Source organism: Kitasatospora misakiensis (genome assembly GCF_042656005.1).
Lineage (GTDB): Bacteria > Actinomycetota > Actinomycetes > Streptomycetales > Streptomycetaceae > Kitasatospora > Kitasatospora misakiensis.
The window spans coordinates 1-16,939 of the sequence record NZ_JBHSOF010000012.1; the positions used below are offsets into that span (position 1 = coordinate 1).

16 protein-coding genes and 1 pseudogene are annotated in these 16,939 nt (G+C 75.2%); 4 read left to right on the forward strand and 13 right to left on the reverse strand.

Annotated features, from left to right (window positions below):
* From ACFP3U_RS12045 to ddaH, 6 genes and pseudogenes are all read right to left on the reverse strand, one after another.
* Positions 1 to 391, reverse strand: a pseudogene (locus ACFP3U_RS12045) (hypothetical protein); the annotation flags it as partial.
* 215 nt (positions 392 to 606) lie between these two features.
* The gene (locus ACFP3U_RS12050) at positions 607 to 1,452 is read right to left on the reverse strand and encodes an SAM-dependent methyltransferase (protein WP_380225389.1); all 846 of its coding nucleotides are present in this window, start codon (positions 1,450 to 1,452) and stop codon (positions 607 to 609) included.
* A 128-nt stretch (positions 1,453 to 1,580) separates the two neighbouring features.
* A complete protein-coding gene (locus tag ACFP3U_RS12055; RefSeq protein WP_380225390.1) occupies positions 1,581 to 2,039 on the reverse strand; it encodes a hypothetical protein in 459 nt (152 codons plus the stop codon).
* A gap of 1 nt (position 2,040) precedes the next feature.
* Positions 2,041 to 3,969, reverse strand: coding sequence for a hypothetical protein (locus ACFP3U_RS12060; protein ID WP_380225391.1), 1,929 nt, complete (start codon positions 3,967 to 3,969; stop codon positions 2,041 to 2,043).
* Positions 3,970 to 4,328: 359 nt separating this feature from the next.
* The gene (locus tag ACFP3U_RS12065) at positions 4,329 to 5,243 is read right to left on the reverse strand and encodes a TIGR03619 family F420-dependent LLM class oxidoreductase (RefSeq protein WP_380225392.1); all 915 of its coding nucleotides are present in this window, start codon (positions 5,241 to 5,243) and stop codon (positions 4,329 to 4,331) included.
* A gap of 259 nt (positions 5,244 to 5,502) precedes the next feature.
* Complete coding sequence (ddaH, locus tag ACFP3U_RS12070) at positions 5,503 to 6,330, reverse strand: dimethylargininase (protein WP_380225393.1); 828 nt, start codon at positions 6,328 to 6,330, stop codon at positions 5,503 to 5,505.
* 514 nt (positions 6,331 to 6,844) lie between these two features.
* Here ddaH and ACFP3U_RS12075 point away from each other — a divergent pair.
* Positions 6,845 to 7,627 (forward strand): SGNH/GDSL hydrolase family protein, encoded by a 783-nt coding sequence (locus ACFP3U_RS12075; protein ID WP_380225394.1) that lies wholly within the window; start codon positions 6,845 to 6,847, stop codon positions 7,625 to 7,627.
* Between the two features lie 7 nt (positions 7,628 to 7,634).
* Here ACFP3U_RS12075 and ACFP3U_RS12080 read toward each other — a convergent pair whose 3' ends face one another.
* A complete protein-coding gene (locus ACFP3U_RS12080) occupies positions 7,635 to 8,048 on the reverse strand; it encodes a ribosomal maturation YjgA family protein (RefSeq protein WP_380225395.1) in 414 nt (137 codons plus the stop codon).
* 184 nt (positions 8,049 to 8,232) lie between these two features.
* Between ACFP3U_RS12080 and ACFP3U_RS12085 the strand changes: the two genes are divergently transcribed.
* Positions 8,233 to 9,687: a DUF2252 domain-containing protein gene (locus ACFP3U_RS12085; RefSeq protein ID WP_380225396.1), complete on the forward strand. Its 1,455-nt coding sequence runs from the start codon at positions 8,233 to 8,235 to the stop codon at positions 9,685 to 9,687.
* A gap of 74 nt (positions 9,688 to 9,761) precedes the next feature.
* On the opposite strand, the gene ACFP3U_RS12090 is transcribed toward ACFP3U_RS12085, so the two are convergent.
* From ACFP3U_RS12090 to ACFP3U_RS12100, 3 genes are all read right to left on the reverse strand, one after another.
* Positions 9,762 to 10,643, reverse strand: coding sequence for an SDR family NAD(P)-dependent oxidoreductase (locus tag ACFP3U_RS12090; protein ID WP_380225397.1), 882 nt, complete (start codon positions 10,641 to 10,643; stop codon positions 9,762 to 9,764).
* A gap of 140 nt (positions 10,644 to 10,783) precedes the next feature.
* Positions 10,784 to 11,362 carry a TetR/AcrR family transcriptional regulator gene (locus tag ACFP3U_RS12095; RefSeq protein WP_380225398.1) on the reverse strand — a complete coding sequence of 193 codons (579 nt, stop codon included), beginning with the start codon at positions 11,360 to 11,362 and terminating at the stop codon, positions 10,784 to 10,786.
* An 84-nt stretch (positions 11,363 to 11,446) separates the two neighbouring features.
* The gene (locus tag ACFP3U_RS12100) at positions 11,447 to 12,304 is read right to left on the reverse strand and encodes an alpha/beta hydrolase (RefSeq protein ID WP_380225399.1); all 858 of its coding nucleotides are present in this window, start codon (positions 12,302 to 12,304) and stop codon (positions 11,447 to 11,449) included.
* A 129-nt stretch (positions 12,305 to 12,433) separates the two neighbouring features.
* On the opposite strand from ACFP3U_RS12100, the gene ACFP3U_RS12105 reads away from it, so the two are divergent.
* Positions 12,434 to 12,844 carry a winged helix-turn-helix transcriptional regulator gene (locus ACFP3U_RS12105; RefSeq protein WP_380225400.1) on the forward strand — a complete coding sequence of 137 codons (411 nt, stop codon included), beginning with the start codon at positions 12,434 to 12,436 and terminating at the stop codon, positions 12,842 to 12,844.
* A gap of 44 nt (positions 12,845 to 12,888) precedes the next feature.
* On the opposite strand, the gene ACFP3U_RS12110 is transcribed toward ACFP3U_RS12105, so the two are convergent.
* Positions 12,889 to 14,463, reverse strand: coding sequence for an MFS transporter (locus ACFP3U_RS12110; protein ID WP_380225401.1), 1,575 nt, complete (start codon positions 14,461 to 14,463; stop codon positions 12,889 to 12,891).
* The gene (locus ACFP3U_RS12115) at positions 14,460 to 15,023 is read right to left on the reverse strand and encodes a helix-turn-helix domain-containing protein (RefSeq protein WP_380225402.1); all 564 of its coding nucleotides are present in this window, start codon (positions 15,021 to 15,023) and stop codon (positions 14,460 to 14,462) included. The genes ACFP3U_RS12110 and ACFP3U_RS12115 overlap by 4 nt, the downstream gene beginning before the upstream one ends.
* Positions 15,024 to 15,285: 262 nt before the next feature.
* Between ACFP3U_RS12115 and ACFP3U_RS12120 the strand changes: the two genes are divergently transcribed.
* Positions 15,286 to 16,605 (forward strand): proline-rich domain-containing protein, encoded by a 1,320-nt coding sequence (locus ACFP3U_RS12120; RefSeq protein WP_380225403.1) that lies wholly within the window; start codon positions 15,286 to 15,288, stop codon positions 16,603 to 16,605.
* A gap of 149 nt (positions 16,606 to 16,754) precedes the next feature.
* Here the strand turns inward: ACFP3U_RS12120 and ACFP3U_RS12125 are convergent, their stop codons facing one another.
* Positions 16,755 to 16,934 (reverse strand): hypothetical protein, encoded by a 180-nt coding sequence (locus ACFP3U_RS12125; protein WP_380225404.1) that lies wholly within the window; start codon positions 16,932 to 16,934, stop codon positions 16,755 to 16,757.
* Between the last annotated feature and the right edge of the window lie 5 nt (positions 16,935 to 16,939).

Sequence of the window (16,939 nt, forward strand, 5' to 3'; positions counted from 1 at the left end):
CCTGCGCCGCGCCCTGCCGGCCGGCCTCGGCGCGCGCGGCCGCGGCGTCCTCGCGCGCCGCAGCGAGCGCGCCGCGCTGCACCGAGCCGCCGAAGGCGAGGCCGGCGGCGGCGAAGACGATGGCCTCCAGGCCGGAGAAGAGGAAGACCAGGCGGTCCCAGTTGGCATCGGCGCGTTTCGCCGCCAGGAAGATCATCATCGCGGTGTAGCCGGCGAGGACGACGCAGATCAGGGCGTAGATCGTCCAGTGGATCGGCGGCGCGGTGGCGGCTCCTGGCTCGGCCGGTGTGCCTGGGTCGGGGGCCGTGCCCGGGGCCGTCCCGCCCGGCTCCGTGCCGGGGGTCGCGTCCGGCTCCGTGCCGGCTTCGGCTCCGGCGTCCACTCCCGCCATCCCTGTGCCCCTCTTTCCGCTCTTCCCGTGCGGCTCGCCGCGCAGGTGCGCCAACGTGCAGGGCGAGTATGCCAGAGCCGGCATGATCGTCTTCTGCCTTCCGGCACACCGCAGTTGACGTACCGTCGGCCGGCCGGGCCACCCGGGCGGGGCAGGCCCGGGTGACGCGGCTCAGCGGCTGCTCAGCGGCTGCTCAGCGCTTGCTCAGTGCTCGCTCAACGCTTGACGGCCACGCCGCCGTACATCGCGATGTCCTGGTCGCGGATCGGTGCCGCGTCCGGGTCGGGGTTCCAGTGGTGGACCAGGGTGACGCCGGGGTCCAGCAGCTCGTAGCCGTCGAAGAAGGCGAGGGTCTCGGCGCGGTCGCGGATCTGCAGCGGGATGCCCCGGGCGTTGTACTCGCGGCCCACGCCACCCACGCCGACCGGGTCGGTGTCCCCGGTGAAGACGGTCAACGCGAGGAAGCTGCCGGGCGCCAGGCGGTCCATCAGCCGCCGGGCGAGGCCCTGCGGGTCGTCCGCGTCGAGGAGGAAGTGCACGATCGCGATCAGCGACAGCGCCACCGGCTGGGAGAGGTCCAGCACCTCGCGCAGCCGGGGCGAGTCCAGGATCGAGTCGACGTCGCGCAGGTCGGCGTCGAGGTAGGCGGTGCGGCCCTCGGGCGTGCTGGACATCAGCGCGCGGGCGTGGGTCAGCACGATCGGGTCGTTGTCGACGTACACCACCCGCGACTCCGGGGCCACCGCCTGGGCGATCTCGTGCAGGTTCGGCGAGGTGGGAATGCCCGAGCCGATGTCGAGGAACTGCCGGACCCCGTGCTTCCCGGCGAGGTGGCGGACCACCCGCTCCATGAAGGTGCGGGTGGTCCGCATCGAGGTCGGCAGGGCCGGCCAGGCCTGCACGGAGGCGTGGGCGGCGGCCCGGTCCGGCGCGAAGTTGGTCTTGCCGCCGATGAGGTAGTCGTACACCCGCGCCGAGTGCGGGACGTCCATCCGGAGGTCCACACCCTGCCAGGCCTCCTCGCCCGGCCGCTCCCCCGACAGCCAGTCAGCGTTTCCCATGTCGTTCCTCCCGCATCCCCGTTGACGTTCCGTGCCGGCCCCCGCCGGCGGCCCGCCACGCCGACTCCTCGGCGGACGCGCCTTCCTGCGCATGGTAGCCGTACCGGGCGCCCGACGGGGCGGGCGTCTCAGAGCTGCCCGGACAGCGCGGCGAAGGCCGCCTCCAGACCGCTCACCGCCGCCGCGAGCACCGCGACCGTGCGCAGCGCGTCGACCACCGTGCCGACCCGGCGGCGCAGCGGTCCCTCGCGGGGTTCGTCCAGCGCCGTCTCGGCGAGGATGCCGGCCAGTGCGGCGTCCGCGTCCTCGGCGTCGGCGTCCGTCACGGCGTCCGGGCGCTCGGCCCGCAGCCGGGCGAGCGCGGTGCGCAGCGTCTCGGCCGCCGCGCGCAGCGCCTCCGGTCCGACCGGGCCCGCCGCGGCCGCGTCGGCGCCGATCCGTACGGTCGCGCCCTGGCCGCCGGCCACCGGGCCGTGCACGGTGGAGCCGACCACCTGCACGCCGCCGGTGTTCCAGTTGGCCCCGGCCGGCGGCTGGTTCGCGTCCCCCGTGTCCTTCGCGTCCTCCGCGTCCCCCGCGTTCGCCATCTCACTTCCCCTTCCCCTTGCCGATGTCGACCTTCGCCCCCGCACCGCCCGCGACCGGGCCGTGCACGGTGGAACCCACCACCTGGACCCCGCCGTTGTTGATGTTGGTGATGCTCTGCGACTGCTCCTCGAAGGCCGCGCTGTCGTACCCGCGCGCCTTGAGCTCGCCGCCGACGGCGCTGAACACGCGCTCGGTGACGGTGCTCAGGAACCGCTGCACGTCGTGCTCCTGGAAGATGTTCTGGTACGCCCCGCCGGCGCCGAGTTCGCGCACGCTCGACCGGGGCGCGTAGTCGACGGCGTACCCGGCGCGGGTCAGATGGCGGTACCGGCGGGCGAGTCGGGCGGCCCGGCGGCGCGACCGCCAGCTCTGCCGCACCTGGCCGACCGCGATCGCGAGGTCGCCGCCGAGCCGGCGCGCGGACCAGCCGAGCGCGTTCATCCCGTGCATGAAGCCGGAGCGGTGACCGAGCAGGTCGACCACGTGGTAGCCCTGCGCCACCGGGCCCAGCACGTACGGCAGCCACTCCAGGTAGAGCATCCCGCCCCGGGTGCTGGCCCGGACCAGGACGGTGACCACGACCTCCTCCTGCCACGAGCCGACCCGGATCGCCAGGTAGTGGCGGAGCCGTTCGTGGCCGGAGCGGCTCAGCAGGTCCGCCCAGGCCGGTTCGAGCAGGACCTGGTCGCCGGCCCGGCCGGACATCGCGCCCAGCCAGCTGTCCGGGGCGTCGTCGCGCAGGCTGGGGCGGAACACCCGGTCGGTGACGGTGAGTCCGCGTAGCGAGTCCTCCGGGTAGCGCGGGTCCAGGGCGAGCGCGCGGACCCGGGCCGCGACGGAGCGGTAGAGGGAGGTGGTGTCGATCGGGTCCGGCGCCCCGCCCCGGGCGGCGCGCTCGGCGGAGGGGCGCAGCTCGAAGGTCATCCGCCAGATGCGGCCGGCCGTGCCGAGGCCGACCAGCGGGGCCTGCCGGCGGTAGAGCAGTTCCGGACCGGCCTGCTGCTCCCCCAGTCGCTCGTACACCAGGGCGGCCCGCAGGCCCCGGGGCCTCGGCGGCGGGACGGGGGTGGGGTCCATCCCGACCAGGGCGGACAGCCGCCGGCGCAGCCGGTAGCGCAGCCGGGCGGCGGCCAGCCAGAGCAGCAGCAGTTCGACGAGCACGCCGACCCCGGCCGGGCCGAAGAGGTTCGGGACGAACGCCCGGTCCACCTCGGAGTTCCGGAGCGGGCCGTAGAGGTAGCTGACGGCGACGGCCACCAGGACGAGGGTGCCGAGCAGCCGGCCGACGACGGCGACGGTCCCCCGCCAGCCGGTGGCGCGCGGCGCCCGCGGGGTGATCATCAGCCGCTCGACCTCCAGGCCGAGCCGGTGGTCCATCCGGCCGCTGCCGAAGCCGCCGGCCAGTCCGAACAGCAGGAGCAGCGCCAGGGCCGCGAGCCCGGCGCCCACACCGAGCAGCGGGAAGCCCAGGGCGAGGACGAGCACGCAGAACACGCCGGTCCGGGCCTCCCAGCGGCGGGCGGTCAGGGCCTCGTGCAGCACCCGGACGAGGTCGGTGCCGGGCGAGGGGGCGGGGATGCGGAAGGACTGCTCGATCAACTCCTCGATGAGCGCCGCGCGGAAGCGCCGGTCCAGCCAGGCGGCGGCGCACAGGTAGCGGGTGGCGTCGCCGGGGACGGTGCCGGCCTGGTGGTGCAGGTTCTCGGGCGTCGCGGCGACCGGCGGACCGTCGAACGGGTCGTCGTGCGCGGGGTCGTCGTGCGCGGCGGAGGGGCCCGGGCCGGCGGACGTCGTGAAGGACGGGCCCAGGTACGTCGGTGTGTCCTGCGGCTCGGGCGCGACCTGCTCAGCCTGCTCGACCGGCGCCGGTTCGACGGGGGCCCGTTCGGGCGGCGCCGGTCGGGGCGGCGGCGGCTTCGGCGGGAGCACCGGCCCGGTCCGGATCCGCGGCGGGGGCGGCGGGTACCCGTGCGGCGGGGTGGGCGGAGCGGGCGGGCGCGGCGGAGGGTAGGGCGGCGGGTACGGCGGTGGTGTCCGTGCGGGTTCCTGCGGCGGAGTTGGCGGTGGGGTGCCACTGTCCACGGTGTCCCCATTCCCCAGGTAGTCTTCCGGCGAACGAGCCTGGCCAGTAAAGCAGTTGACCTGTCCGACGGACAGCACGCCGACGCCTCTCCCGGGTAACGGTTCGGCTCCGCCGGGCGGCGCGCGCAGGAAGGGGTGGGCGACGTGGTCGGCTGCGGCCGCGCGGTCACCGGGCCCGCGCGGCCGCCGTCACCGCGCGGTCTCCGTCACTCCGCGGTCAGTTCGGTCAGGAACGCCCCGGCCAGGTCGAGGTACTCCTCGGGCGAGTCCGTCACCATCTGGAGGTCCACGAACACCTCATCGTTCGGCGCCGTGCACATCACCCTCAGGTGGTCGCAGATCTGCCGGACGGTCCCGCGGCGGTAGGTCTCCGAGGGGTCGGCCTCGACCGTGGTGACCTCGGCGTTCACCCGGAACACCCGGCGCAGCCCCGCCGCGTCCCGCCCGGCCTGCTCGGCGGCCGCCGCGACGACCGCCCAGAGACCGTCGAGGAGGGCCAGCGGCATCGAGGCCGCGAGCCAGCCGTCCGCACGCCGGCCGACCCGCTCCAGGGCGGGCGGGGCGAAGCCGCCCAGCAGGATCGGGGGCCGCGGGCCCTGGAACGGCTTGGGGTGGACGGTCGACTCGGCGATCGTCCACAGCTTGCCCGTGTGGACGACCGGATCGGCCCGCCAGACGGCGTCGAGGACGTCGAGGGTCTCCTCCAGACGTTCGCCGCGGCCCTGCCAGGGCACCCCGGCGGCCTGGTACTCCTCACGCATCCAGCCCAGCCCGATGCCCACGTCCAGGCGCCCCCGGCTGATCAGGTCGAGGGTCGTCAGCGCCCGGGCGAGCACGAGGGGCGGCTGCCACAGGGCGTTGAGCGTGCTGCTGCCCAGCCGCACCCGTTCGGTGGCCGCGGCCGCCGCGCCCAGCGCGAGCAGCGGATCGAGGTGGATGCCGTACCGGCCGGACATCTGCCCCCCGCCGGGGTAACCCTCGGGGGGAACCACCGGGGAGAGGAGGCGGTCGGCCACCCAGAGGCTGTGGCAGCCCAGTTCCTCCAGCGCCGCGCATGTCCGGGCGCTGCTGTGCGGGTCGGCGAACGGGCCGAACTGGGGGACGGCGAATCCGATGCGCATCGGTGAGGACTCCTCGATCGGTACGGGACGGGACGGGCGGACGGATGGGTTTCGGGAGCCACCGCCGCGGATCCGGCGGTTCCAGGGCGGTAGGTGGTGCCCGACGTCATGGCAGCCAGTCTCCGGACCCCGATTGCCACAGACTTGACGCCGACTTGCCGCACGGCGACGCGCACACCCCGGCCCCGCTCCCGGTCCCGCCCGCGCCGGCGGCTCGACGGCGGCGGGCGGGCGGCTCAGGCCGCGGTGGTACGGCGGCTCAGACCGGCCGGAGTTCGAGGGTGCAGCACTTGGGCCCGCCGCCCCCCTTGAAGAGCTCGGAGAGGTCCACCGGTATCGGCTCGAAACCCGCGTCGGAGAGGCGGCCGGCCAGCGACTTCGCGGCCTCCGGGAGCAGCACCCGCCGGCCGTCCGAGACGGCGTTCAGGCCGAACACCTCGGCGTCCTCCCGGTCGGCGAGGACGGCGTCCGGGTAGAGGCTGCGCAGCAGCGCCTGACTGTCCGGGGTGAACGCCTCCGGGTAGTACATGATCTGGTCGTCGTCGAGGACGGCCATCGCGGTGTCGAGGTGGTAGAAGCGCGGGTCCACCAGGGTCAGGCTGAGCACCTGCACGCCGAACAGCTCCCGGACCTCGGCGTGGGCGGCCGGTTCGGTGCGGAAGCCGGAGCCCGCCAGCAGCCGGCGGCCGACCAGCAGGTGATCGCCCTCGCCCTCGTTGACGTACGCGGCGCGCCGCACCTCGCGGTAGCCGCCGGCCTGGAACCACGCCTGGTGGGCGTCGGACTCGGCGGCCCGCTCGCGGTGACGGAAGGTCGCGACCAGGACCTGGCCGCCGAGCACGGTCGCGCCGTTGGCGGTGTAGACCATGTCCGGCAGGCCGGGCACCGGATCGATCAGCTCCACGGTGTGGCCGAGCTGCTCGTACAGCGCGCGCAGCCGCTCCCACTGCCGGACGGCGAGCCCGGTGTCGGTCGGCTGCTCGGGGTCCATCCAGGGGTTGATCGCGTACTCGACGGTGAAGTACGTCGGGGGGCACATGAGGTAGCGTCGCGGCCTTGCGACGCGCTCCGGGAATCGGTTCGGCATGCGGCGACCTCCGCCGTCGGCAACGGGACTGGGAAGAACGAGACCGGGTGAACACGGACGCGCGGGCCCCGGGGTACGGGGCGCGGGCGACGCTCGCCGCCCAGGCCCTCTCTTTCGGATCTTGTCGGATCAGCGCGCGGCGTTAGGCGCCCGGCTGGGCGTGCCGGCAGGTCGTCCTCGTACTGGGTCGTACTTGGGCGATCTGCCGGTGCGTCCAGGCGGGATGCCCGGCGTCGCGCGCCCGGCAAGATCCGAAAGAGAGGGCCTGCGTCCGTACGGTCCGAAGGGCGGCTGCCCCGGCGAAACCCTCCGCACACCCGGGTGGACACATCGGGCGGCGCACTCCCCCCGCGCACCCGGCGCGCCCGCCCGCGCAGCACCGGCGCACAGCGGGTGCCGGACCGTCATCGCGGGCCGTCCGCGCGGGCCGTCCGGCCCCACGTGGCCGATCTCACGCACCACACGGGCCACCTACGGTGGCGTAGGTTACTTGAGACAGTGAACTATCTCTTTCATGCCTAACCTCCAGGAGACCCTCGACCTCAATTCGTACGTCGCCCTCGGGGACAGCTTCACCGAGGGGCTGAACGACCCCGGCACCGACGGCGCCTTCGCCGGCTGGGCCGACCGCCTGGCGGGGCTGCTCGCCGACGGCCGGCCGCCGGGCGACTTCCGGTACGCGAACCTCGCGGTGCGCGGCCGGCTGCTGGACCAGGTCATGGCCGAGCAGGTGCCGGAGGTCCGCCGCATCCAGCCCGACCTGGTCACCTTCTGCGCCGGCGGGAACGACATCCTGCGGCCGGGCAGCGACCCGGACGAGGTGGCCGAGCGGTTCGAGGCCGCCGTCGTCCAACTCGCCGACGCGGCGGGCACGGTGCTCATCTGCACCGGCTTCGACACCCGTGGCGTGCCGCTGTTCAAGCACCTGCGCGGCAAGATCGCCACCTACAACGGCCACATGCGGGCCGTCGCCGACCGGCACGGCTGCAAGGTGGCCGACCTCTGGTCGCTGCGGGCCGTCCAGGACCGCCGCGCCTGGAGCGAGGACCGGCTGCACCTCTCCCCCGAGGGCCACCAGCGGGTCGCCCTGCTGGCCGCCCGCTCGCTGGGCCTGCGCACCGCGCAGGACCCGGAGGCGCCGTGGCCGTCCGCGCCGGCGCTCTCCGCCGCCGAGCAGCGCCGCGAGGACCTCCAGTGGGCCCGCGAGTTCCTGCTGCCGTGGGTCGGGCGCCGGCTGCGCGGCGAGTCCTCCGGCGACCACGTCGAGGCCAAGCGGCCCGAGCTGCTGCCACTCTGACGGACCGTCAAGCGAGGGACCGGCCCACCGCCCTCGTGCTCGCGCGCACCACCGCGTGTACGAGGGCGGCCAGGCCCGCGCCGACCAGGTACCAGAGCAGGTCCGGCGCGTTGAAGGTCGAACCGAGCACCAGGCGGGCGAGCACGCTGCGCCGGGCCAGGTCGTCCGGCACACCGGTCAGCTGGAACAGCTCGACGGCCCAGCTCAGACCGGCCGCCCAGGCGGCGGCGACCGGCGGCCGCAGGCGCGGCGCGAGCAGCACCGCGAGCGCGTACAGCAGCACGGTGTAGAGGGCGTCGCCCGCGTACTTGGCCGCCTCGCCGCCCGCCACCGTCCGCACCCCGAGCCCCGCACCCACCGTCAGCACCGCCGCCACCGCGGCCGCACCCCGGACCACCCACCGCCCCCGAAGATCATCCATGTCCGCACCCTAACCGTCGGCCCCGCGCCGCCCTCCCCGCCCCTGCGGGAACCGCCGTCGCCCGCCGCGCGTCCCTCCCTGCCGAAAGACCGGGGCGGCGGCCCGGTAGCCTGCTGGCCGGCCCGCTCCCGGGCCGGGTCCGCGCAGGTCGCGGACCGGAACGACAGAGACAGGGCGGGGCGCAGTGACGCAGCTGACCGAGACGGTGGACGGGTCCGGGATACCGGCGGACGTGGCGGGGGCCGGGCAGGGACCCGGGCGGCGGTTCGCCGTCGAGGGCTTCGCGCCGCACCAGGACGGCCGGGCGCGCGAGCGCGGCAAGGAGTTGCGCGCCCGCACCCCGCGCGAGCGGCACGCCGAGTTCCCGCCCGCCACCGACCGTCCGACCGCCGTCCGGGCGATCGAGGCCTCCAACGAGGGCCGGCTCGCCGAGCTGGTGCCGATCCGCCTGGGCCGGATGGCCGCCACCCCGTTCGCGTTCCTGCGCGGTTCGGCCGGCCTGATGGCCGCCGACCTCGCCGCCACCCCGACCAGCGGCACCGTCGCCCAGCTGTGCGGCGACGCGCACGCCGCCAACTTCGGCCTGTACGGCGACGCGCGCGGCCGGCTCGTGATGGACATCAACGACTTCGACGAGACCGTGCCCGGCCCGTGGGAGTGGGACCTCAAGCGCCTCGCCGCGAGCCTGGTGCTGGCCGGCCGGGAGATCGGCGCGGACGAGACGACCGCCCGCCGGGCCGCCTTCGACGCCACCGCCGCCTACCGCCGCACCATGCGCACGCTGGCCAAGCTGCCCGCGCTGGACGCCTGGAACGCCGTCGCGGACGAGCACCTGGTCACCTTCGCCCAGGCCGAGGACCTGGCCGAGGTGCTGGAGAAGGTCGGCGCCAAGGCGCTCGGCAACACCAGCGCCCGCTTCGCCGCCAAGTCCACCGTCCGCTCCGAGGAGGGCGGTTGGCGGTTCACCGCCGCGCCGCCGGTGCTCAGCGAGGTGACGGACGCCACGGCGGCGGCCGTCGCCGGCGCGCTCGGCCCGTACGTGCGGACGGTGCCCGCCGAGCTGCACCCGCTGCTGTCCCGCTACCGGGTGCAGGACGTGGCGTTCCGCGTCGTGGGCACCGGCAGCGTCGGCACCCGCTCCTACGTCGTCCTGCTGACCGACCACCGCGAGCAGCCGCTGGTGCTCCAGGTGAAGGAGGCCCGCCCGTCGGTGCTGCTCCCCCACCTGGCCCGGGCCGGCTACCCGGTGGCCGCGCCGGACGAGCACGAGGGCCGCCGGGTGGTGCTCGGCCAGAAGCGGATGCAGGTGGTCAGCGACACCCTGCTCGGCTGGACGACGGTCGACGGACTCCCCTACCAGGTACGGCAGTTCCGCAACCGCAAGGGCAGCGTGGACCCGGCGGCGCTGCTGCCCGCCCAGCTGGACGACTACGCCCGGATCACCGGCGCGCTGCTCGCCCGCGCCCACGCCCACACCGCGGACCCGGGCGTGATCAGCGGCTACTGCGGCAAGAACGAGGCCCTGGACGAGGCGGTGGCCGCCTTCGCGGTCGCCTACGCCGACCGCACCGAGGCCGACCACGCCGACCTGGTGACCGCGATCCGCGCCGGCCGTCTCCCGGCCGAGCACGGCGTCTGACGGAGGCCCCGTTCCTCGCCCCTACCGGCCGGGCCGGTCGGTAGGGGTGAGGAACGGGGCGACGGTCCACTCGATCAGTGCTCTCCGGCGAGGGGCGCCAGCTGCCGGCTGAGCCTGAGCACGGCGCCGACGGTCCGCGGGTCGGTGCTTGCCCGAGGGGCGGGAACGGGCTGGGTCCGGGGGCCGATGATCAGGCCGGTCCGCCCGTCGAGAGAGGGGTCGGTGGCCGCGACGACGGACGGCTCGGCGGCCACGGACGCGGGGCCGGCGGTGGAGCGCTCGAAGGTGCGGCGGACCAGCGGCCACAGCAGCCGCAGGGGCGGGGAGACGATCCCGGGTGACGTCATGGTGCCGTTGGTCATGTCGGTCGCCGCGCCGCCGGGGTCGGCCGCGAAGACCGTGACGCCGCTGCCGCGCAGGCGCTCGGCCAGGTCCAGGGTGTAGACGAGGTTGGCGAGCTTGGCCCGGCCGTACCAGTGGAAGCCGTAGTAGCCGCCCGGCGGCTCGACGGCGTCGAAGGTGCGCTTGGCGACCTTGATCGCGCCGGAGCTGACGTTCACGATCCGGCTCGGAGCGCCGTCCCGGAGCCGGTCGAGGAGCAGCTCGGTCAGCAGGTACGGCGAGAGGTGGTTGACCGCGAACGACGCCTCGATCCCGTCGGTCGTCCGCTGCCGCTCTGCGAACATCGCACCGACGTTGTTGACCAGGACCTTCAGCGGCCCCTCGGCCGCCAACCGGGCGGCGAGCGCCCGGACTTCGTCCAGCGAGGCGAGGTCGGCCGCCACGAAACGCGGTTCGCCTCCGGTGGCGATCGCGGCGATCCGCTCGACCGCGCGGGCGCCCCGCTCGGCGTCGCGGCCGACCACGGTGACGGCCAACCCGCGCGCCGCCAGCCCCACCGCGGTCTCCAGGCCGATGCCGCCCGTCCCCGCCGTGACGACCGCCCGCTGCTCCATCGTGTCCGCCCTCCGCTGCCTCGCCACGACGAAACGGATAGGTATCCGTTTCGATGCGAGCACGCTAGCACAAGCGGATATCTATCCGTTTAGCTGAGGGATGGGCGGGCGGAGGCCCTTGTGCGCTTGCCGAACTGCCGTCAGCGCGGCGGGCGCAGGCCCTCCAGGAGGACATCAAGGTAGATCTCGGTGCGCGCCGGATCGCTGTCGCCGACCCGCACGGCGTGCTCGATGCCGCAGAGCAGGCGGCGCACGTCGTCGGCCTCGACATCGCGCCGGATGACGCCCGTCAGGCGGGCACGGTCGAGCAGGCCGGCGGTGGCCCGGTCCAGTTCGGCCTTCAGCTGCGAGGTGTGCGCCTCGGCATCGGCGGCGGATTCGAGAACGGCGGCGAACCCGGCGTCCTCCAAGGCGCACGCGAGGGTGAACCGCAGCAGGCGGTGCAGGCCCGCGAGGGCGTCCTCCGCCTCCGCCGCGGCCTGGGCCTCGCCGACCAGCTCCCTGAACCGCTCGGCCGACAGCGCCTCCCGCAGCGCGTGCTGGTTGGGGAAGTGCCGGTACACGGTCCCCACGCCCACACCGGCCAGCCGGGCGATGGCGTTCAACTGGAGCGAGTCGTCACCGGCGGCCAGCTGCTCGCGAGCGACCTGCAGCACCCGGGCGCGGTTGCGAGCGGCATCCGCCCGCAGGATCGGCCCCTGATCGGCTTTCGGTGTCACGGGCCCCAGCATACGACCGCCGGACACCCCACCGCCGGGACGAACGCCCGAGCCGCCGACCGTGAGCCTGCGGCCCCGCTCCGGTCACGTCGGCAGATCGGCGGACAGGAAGGGAGCGAGGAGCGCGAGCAACGCGTCGGGGCGGTCGAGGGGGATGATGTGGCCGCAGTCCTGGAGCTGGTGTCCGACCAGGTCGTCGGCGATGGGGCGGAGTTGGCGTTCGAGCCCGGTGCCGACGGGGTGGGAGCCGACGGCCATGGTGGGCATGGTCAGCCGGGCCGTCGCCACGGCGTCCTGGAGCTGCCGCGCGCTGGTGGGCAGGGCCCGGTAGTAGGAGAACGCGCAGCGCAGGGCCTCGCTCCCGGTGTACGCGTGGACGAAGGCCGCGCGGATGTCGTCGGGTACTCCTCGCCCGAGCGTCCCCGAGTCGAGGAACCAGTCGATGTACGGGGCCTCGTTGCCGGCCAGGACGGTCTCGGCGAGGCCGGGGACGGCGTGGAAGCCGAACCACCACGGGGCGCCGCCCGCGAGGACGTGTTCGGCTCCGGGCAGGCGGCCGAGCAGTGCCTCCATCACGACCAGGCGCCGGACGAGGTCGGGGCGGCGCAGCGCGAGCAGGACGGCGGGGGCGGTGCCCGCGTCGATGCCGACCACCGCTGCCGAGGGCTCGCCGAGCGCGTCGAGCAGCCCTTCGGCGTCGGCGGCCAGGGTGCCCGCGTCATAACCCTCGACAGCACGTTCGCTGGCGCCGAGGCCTCGCAGGTCCGGGGCGATGACCCGGTACCGTCCGGCCAGTCGGCCCATGATGCCGCTCCAGAGTCGCCAGGTGTGCGGGAAGCCGTGCAGCAGGAGCACCGCGGGTCCGTCCCCGGCGATGGCGACGTTGAGGTGGACACCGTTCGTCGCGACGCGGCGCAGGTGGTGTGCGGTGGTGGCGGGCATGGCGGCTCCTCCGAGCTCCTCCGAGCTCCTCCGAGTTCCTCGGCTGGTTACCATTGGTGACCACAGAACGATAGGTAACTGCCGGGCCGCTTGCCAGACGGCACTTTCAGGGAAGGTGGTGAGCCACAGGTGACCACCCGAGGAGCCCGGGCCGCCGGTCGTGGGGTACGCGGCGATCTGTTCGATCCCGACTGCCCGACGCGGCAGTTGCTGGACCGCATCGGTACGAAGTGGACGTCCATGGCCGTCAAGACGCTCGCCGACGCCGCACCGGACGAGGTGCGCTTCGCGGAGCTGAGGCGCCGGATGCCCGGCGTCTCGCAGAAGATGCTGTCCGTGACGCTGCGAAGCCTGACCCGCGACGGGCTGGTGTCGCGTCGGGTCGAACCGACCGTGCCGCCGCGGGTCTTCTACCGGCTCACCGGACTCGGGCTCTCCCTGGAGGCCGCGCTCGCCGGGCTGCGGACCTGGGCGGAGGAGCACATGGCCGAGATCGACCGCGCCAACGAAGCCGTCGACCAGGAGGTCGACGAGGGATAGGCGGGCCGGGCCCGGCCGGCTGCGGCCCGGCGTTCGCGCGGCGCTCAGCGCGTCGGCGTGGCCTTCCGCGCGGGGCCGCCCGCCGGGTCCTCGGTCTCCGCCTCGACGTTCGCCTCGGAGGCCGTCCCGCCGGACGCCGCCTCGGACGCCGCCGTCTCGCGCGCCGACACCCGGCCCGCCAGCATCGAGGCGACCACCGCCAGCGCCGCCACCGCCGCGCAGACCCCGCTCGCCCAGGCGTACGCGGCCCGGTGCCCGCCGCCCCCGCCGGTCGCCCGCAGATAGACGCCGGAGAGCGCCGAGATGCTGACCGCCGCCGCGATCCGCTGTGCCATCTGCAGGATCGCCCCGCCCACCCCCGCCGCCTCGGCCGGGGCGTGCCGCAGCACGAACGCCTGGTTGGACGCCGCCATCAGCCCCACCGAGGCGCCGCCGAGCAGTTGCAGGAGCGCGAGCAGCCAGGGCAGCGGGCCGACCGGCGCCCAGCGCGCGACCAGCCCGCCGGCCAGCATCACCAGCGCCGAGCCCGTCATGCCCGCCGTGACGGTCCGCCGGCCGAAGCGCTGGACCACCCGCCAGGCGAACGCCGAGGCGAAGCCCATCGCGACCGCCGAGGGCAGCGCGACCAGGGCCGCGCCCATCGGCGAGAGCCCGAGCCCGTCCTGCAGGAACATGGTGAGCACCAGCCCGGCCGCCAGCGAGGAGCCGAACTGGGCCATCGCCACCGCCGTCCCCAGCGCGTACGGCGCCGACCGGGTCAGCGCCGGGTGGATCAGCGGGTGGCCGCCGGCCCGGGCGTAGCGGCGCTGCCACCAGGCGAGCGTGCCGAGCAGCAGCACCGCCGCGGCGGCGAACCCCAGCCAGCCGGCCCAGCCGGGCGGCTGGACGAAGGGCAGCATCAGCGCGAGGGTCAGCGCGGCGACCAGCAGCAGGCCGACCAGGTCGAGGTCGGCGTGCCGGGCGCTGGGGCGCGGGCGCGGCAGGTGGCGGACGGCCAGCACCAGGGTGGCCAGTCCGAAGGGGACGTTGAGCAGGAAGGTCAGCCGCCAGCCGTACTCCGGTCCGACGGCCGCGAGCACCGCGCCGCCGATCGGCGGGCCGAGCGCGAAGGCGAGGCCGCCGGTGACCGCGTACATCCCGAGTGCGCGGGCCCGCAGTTGGCCCCGGAACACGTCCTGGAGGGTGCCGATCATCTGGGAGTTCACCAGTCCGGCGCCCGCGCCCTGGAGCAGCCGGGCGGCGACCAGCAGCCACGGCTCGGTGGCGGCGGCGGAGAGCAGGCTGACGGCGGTGAACAGGGCGAGCCCGCCGACGAAGAACCACTTGCGGCCCCGGACGTCACCGAGCCGCCCGCCGGGTATCAGGGCCAGGCCGAAGGCGAGCGAGTAGCCGGCCACGATCCACTGCAGGTGCGCGGGCTGGGCGTGCAGCGACTCGCGCAGCGCGGGGATCGAGGTGTTGAGCACCGACTGGTCGATGAGGGTGGTGAACCCGCCCGCGACGCAGACCAGCAGCACCCGCCGCCCGGCGGCGTCGAACCTCTCCTTGACCGGCGGCGCCGGCGGCACCGGCGGCACCGGTTCCGCGGGGGTCGCGGGGGTCGCGGGGGTCGCGCTCACGGCTCGACCACCACCAGCGCGTACCGGGCCTCGGCCGGGCCGGGACAGCGGAACCGGCTGGTCTCTGCGACGAACCGCAGGCAGTCACCGGCCTCCAGCAGGTGCTCCTCGCCGTCGACGGTCATCGCCAGCCGGCCCGCCAGCAGCCAGAGGTGGTGCTCCCGTCCGGTGTCGCTGGGCTTGTCGTAGGCGATGTCGGCGCCGGCGGGCAGCCGCCCCTCGACCACCTCGGCGCGCAGCGAACCGTGCGGGGGCGAGACGGAGCGGCGGACGAACCCGGTCGCCTCGTCCCGCCAGACCCGCTGGTCCCCGGCCCGCACCAGCCGCGCGGGCGCGGCCTCCACCTCGGCGAGCAGGCGCGACATGCTCCGCCCGTACACCGCGCAGAGCCGCCCGAGCACCGCGGCGGTCGGGCTCACCTCGGCCCGTTCGACCCGCGACAGGGTCGACCGGCTGACGTCCGCCCGCCGTGCCAACTCCTCCAGCGTCCACCCGCGTTCGACCCGCAACTCGGCGAGCCGCTCCGCCAACCGCTCGTCGGCGGCCGTCTCGATTCCCATATCCGCGATGTTATCCCGAATATGGGACGATCCTTCGAGCCGTTTTTCGCAGCGGCGGCATCGGAGCGGCGGCATCGGAGCCGTGGCATCGGAGCGGTTTCCGCCCCCCGGCCACCGGACACCGAGCGGGGGAGGCGCCGTCCGTCGGGAGTTCCAAGTCGGCAGGCCGGCGATCATATGATGTCCGCGATCACGGGCCCGGCGGTCGACGCGAAGGCGGCCCACGGGACACAGGGGACACACGGGGGAACGGGGAACCACTATGTTCGGCATCATCAGGCCGTGCCGCCACCGGCTCTCGGAGCGGCTGCAGGCGAGCTGGATGGCTCACCTCTGCGGGCTCTGCCTCGCGCTGCGCGACGACCACGGGCAGCTGGCGCGGACGGCCACCAACTACGACGGGCTGATCATCTCGGTGCTGGTCGAGGCCCAGGCCGACGCCGCGACCGGCGCGGGCGCCGCGGCCGGACGCCGGACCGCCGGGCCGTGCCCGCTGCGCGGGATGCGGACCGCCTCGGTCGCCCGCGGCGAGGGGGCCCGGCTGGCGGCCACCGTCTCGCTGGCGCTCGCCTCGGTGAAGATCCGCGACCACGTCGAGGACCGGGACGGCGTGTTCGCCCGGCGCTCCGTGGCCGCGGGCGCGCGGGCCGTCACCCGGCGCTGGGACCGCAAGAGCGCGGGCAGCGCCTCGGTGGTCGGCTTCGACACCGCCGTGCTGCTCGACGCGGCGGCCCGCCAGGGCGAGTTGGAGCGCGCGCTGCCGGCGGGCGGGACGGTGCTGCTGGTCACCGAGCCCACCGAGACCGCCACCGCCGCCGCCTTCGCCCACACCGCCGTCCTGGCCGGACGGCCGGGGAACGAGGCACCGCTGGCCGAGGCCGGGCGGCTGTTCGGGCGGCTCGCGCACCTGCTGGACGCCGCCGAGGACCAGGAGGCCGACGCCCTGAGCGGCGCCTGGAACCCGCTCACCGCCACCGGCACCGACCGCGCCGAGGCCGCACGGCTCTGCCGGGACGCCGTGCACGGCATCCGGCTCGCCCTGCGGGACGTCGAACTGGCCGACCGTGCCCTGGTGCACATCCTGCTCGCCCACGAGACCGAGCGCGCCGTCGAGCGGGTCTTCGGCCGGGCCGGCCACACCGCCTGCCGGGTCAAGGCCGAGGACGGCGCGCCCCTCGCCGCCAACCCGTACCAGTCGCCGCCGCAGCACGACCCCAGCCAGGCCCCGCCGCAGCACAATCCCTACCAGACCCCGCCGCAGGGCCCGGGCGCACCCGTGCCGCCCTGGATCCCGCAGGGCCCCGGCTTCACCCCGCCCGGCGCGCCGCCGCCGAACCGCCGCAACCTGCTGGCCGGTTGCGCCGCCTGGGCGCTGCTGGGCTGCACCTGCCAGCTGCTCTGCTGCGAGCACGACCACCCGTTCTCCGGCGAACGCCGCGAGGGCTTCTGCGCCCGGAACGACTGCTGCGACTGCGGCAACTGCTGCGACGGGTGCCAGTGCTGCGGCGAGAACGCCCAGTGCTGCAGCGACTGCGGCTGCTGCGACGGGTGTGACGGCTGCGACTGCGGCTGCGACTGCTGAGCCCCTCCGACGGAAACGCTCCCGCGAGGCGGAGCCGGCCCCGGTCCGACGGCGCCGGCTACCTCACCGGCGACAACCTGATCGTCTCCGGCGGGATCGGCGTCCACACCCGCCCCGTGTAGGCCGGACCGGCGTCGGCCCGGTGGGGCTCACCCGTCGCGGCCCGCCGGCGGTCTCGCCGCGGGCGTCGTCTCGGTGCGGCGGTCGGCCGCCAGTGAGTCCTCCAGCCGGGCCAGCAGCACCCGGAACCGGTCCGCGTCCTCGGCCGTCATCCGGCCGCTCTCGGCCGGGGTGCGCGTGCCCCGGCTCCCCCTCGTTCCCTCGGTCATCCCCA

Bases quoted from the DNA above. Each gene is read 5' to 3' on its own strand.
- ACFP3U_RS12050 (WP_380225389.1), bottom strand. From the start codon at position 1,452: ATGGGAAACGCTGACTGGCTGTCGGGGGAGCGGCCGGGCGAGGAGGCC.
- ddaH (WP_380225393.1), bottom strand. From the start codon at position 6,330: ATGCCGAACCGATTCCCGGAGCGCGTCGCAAGGCCGCGACGCTACCTC.
- ACFP3U_RS12125 (WP_380225404.1), bottom strand. From the start codon at position 16,934: ATGACCGAGGGAACGAGGGGGAGCCGGGGCACGCGCACCCCGGCCGAG.
- ACFP3U_RS12120 (WP_380225403.1), top strand. From the start codon at position 15,286: ATGTTCGGCATCATCAGGCCGTGCCGCCACCGGCTCTCGGAGCGGCTG.
- ACFP3U_RS12090 (WP_380225397.1), bottom strand. From the start codon at position 10,643: ATGGAGCAGCGGGCGGTCGTCACGGCGGGGACGGGCGGCATCGGCCTG.
- ACFP3U_RS12115 (WP_380225402.1), bottom strand. From the start codon at position 15,023: ATGGGAATCGAGACGGCCGCCGACGAGCGGTTGGCGGAGCGGCTCGCC.
- ACFP3U_RS12065 (WP_380225392.1), bottom strand. From the start codon at position 5,243: ATGCGCATCGGATTCGCCGTCCCCCAGTTCGGCCCGTTCGCCGACCCG.
- ACFP3U_RS12075 (WP_380225394.1), top strand. From the start codon at position 6,845: ATGCCTAACCTCCAGGAGACCCTCGACCTCAATTCGTACGTCGCCCTC.
- ACFP3U_RS12100 (WP_380225399.1), bottom strand. From the start codon at position 12,304: ATGCCCGCCACCACCGCACACCACCTGCGCCGCGTCGCGACGAACGGT.
- ACFP3U_RS12080 (WP_380225395.1), bottom strand. From the start codon at position 8,048: ATGGATGATCTTCGGGGGCGGTGGGTGGTCCGGGGTGCGGCCGCGGTG.
- ACFP3U_RS12055 (WP_380225390.1), bottom strand. From the start codon at position 2,039: ATGGCGAACGCGGGGGACGCGGAGGACGCGAAGGACACGGGGGACGCG.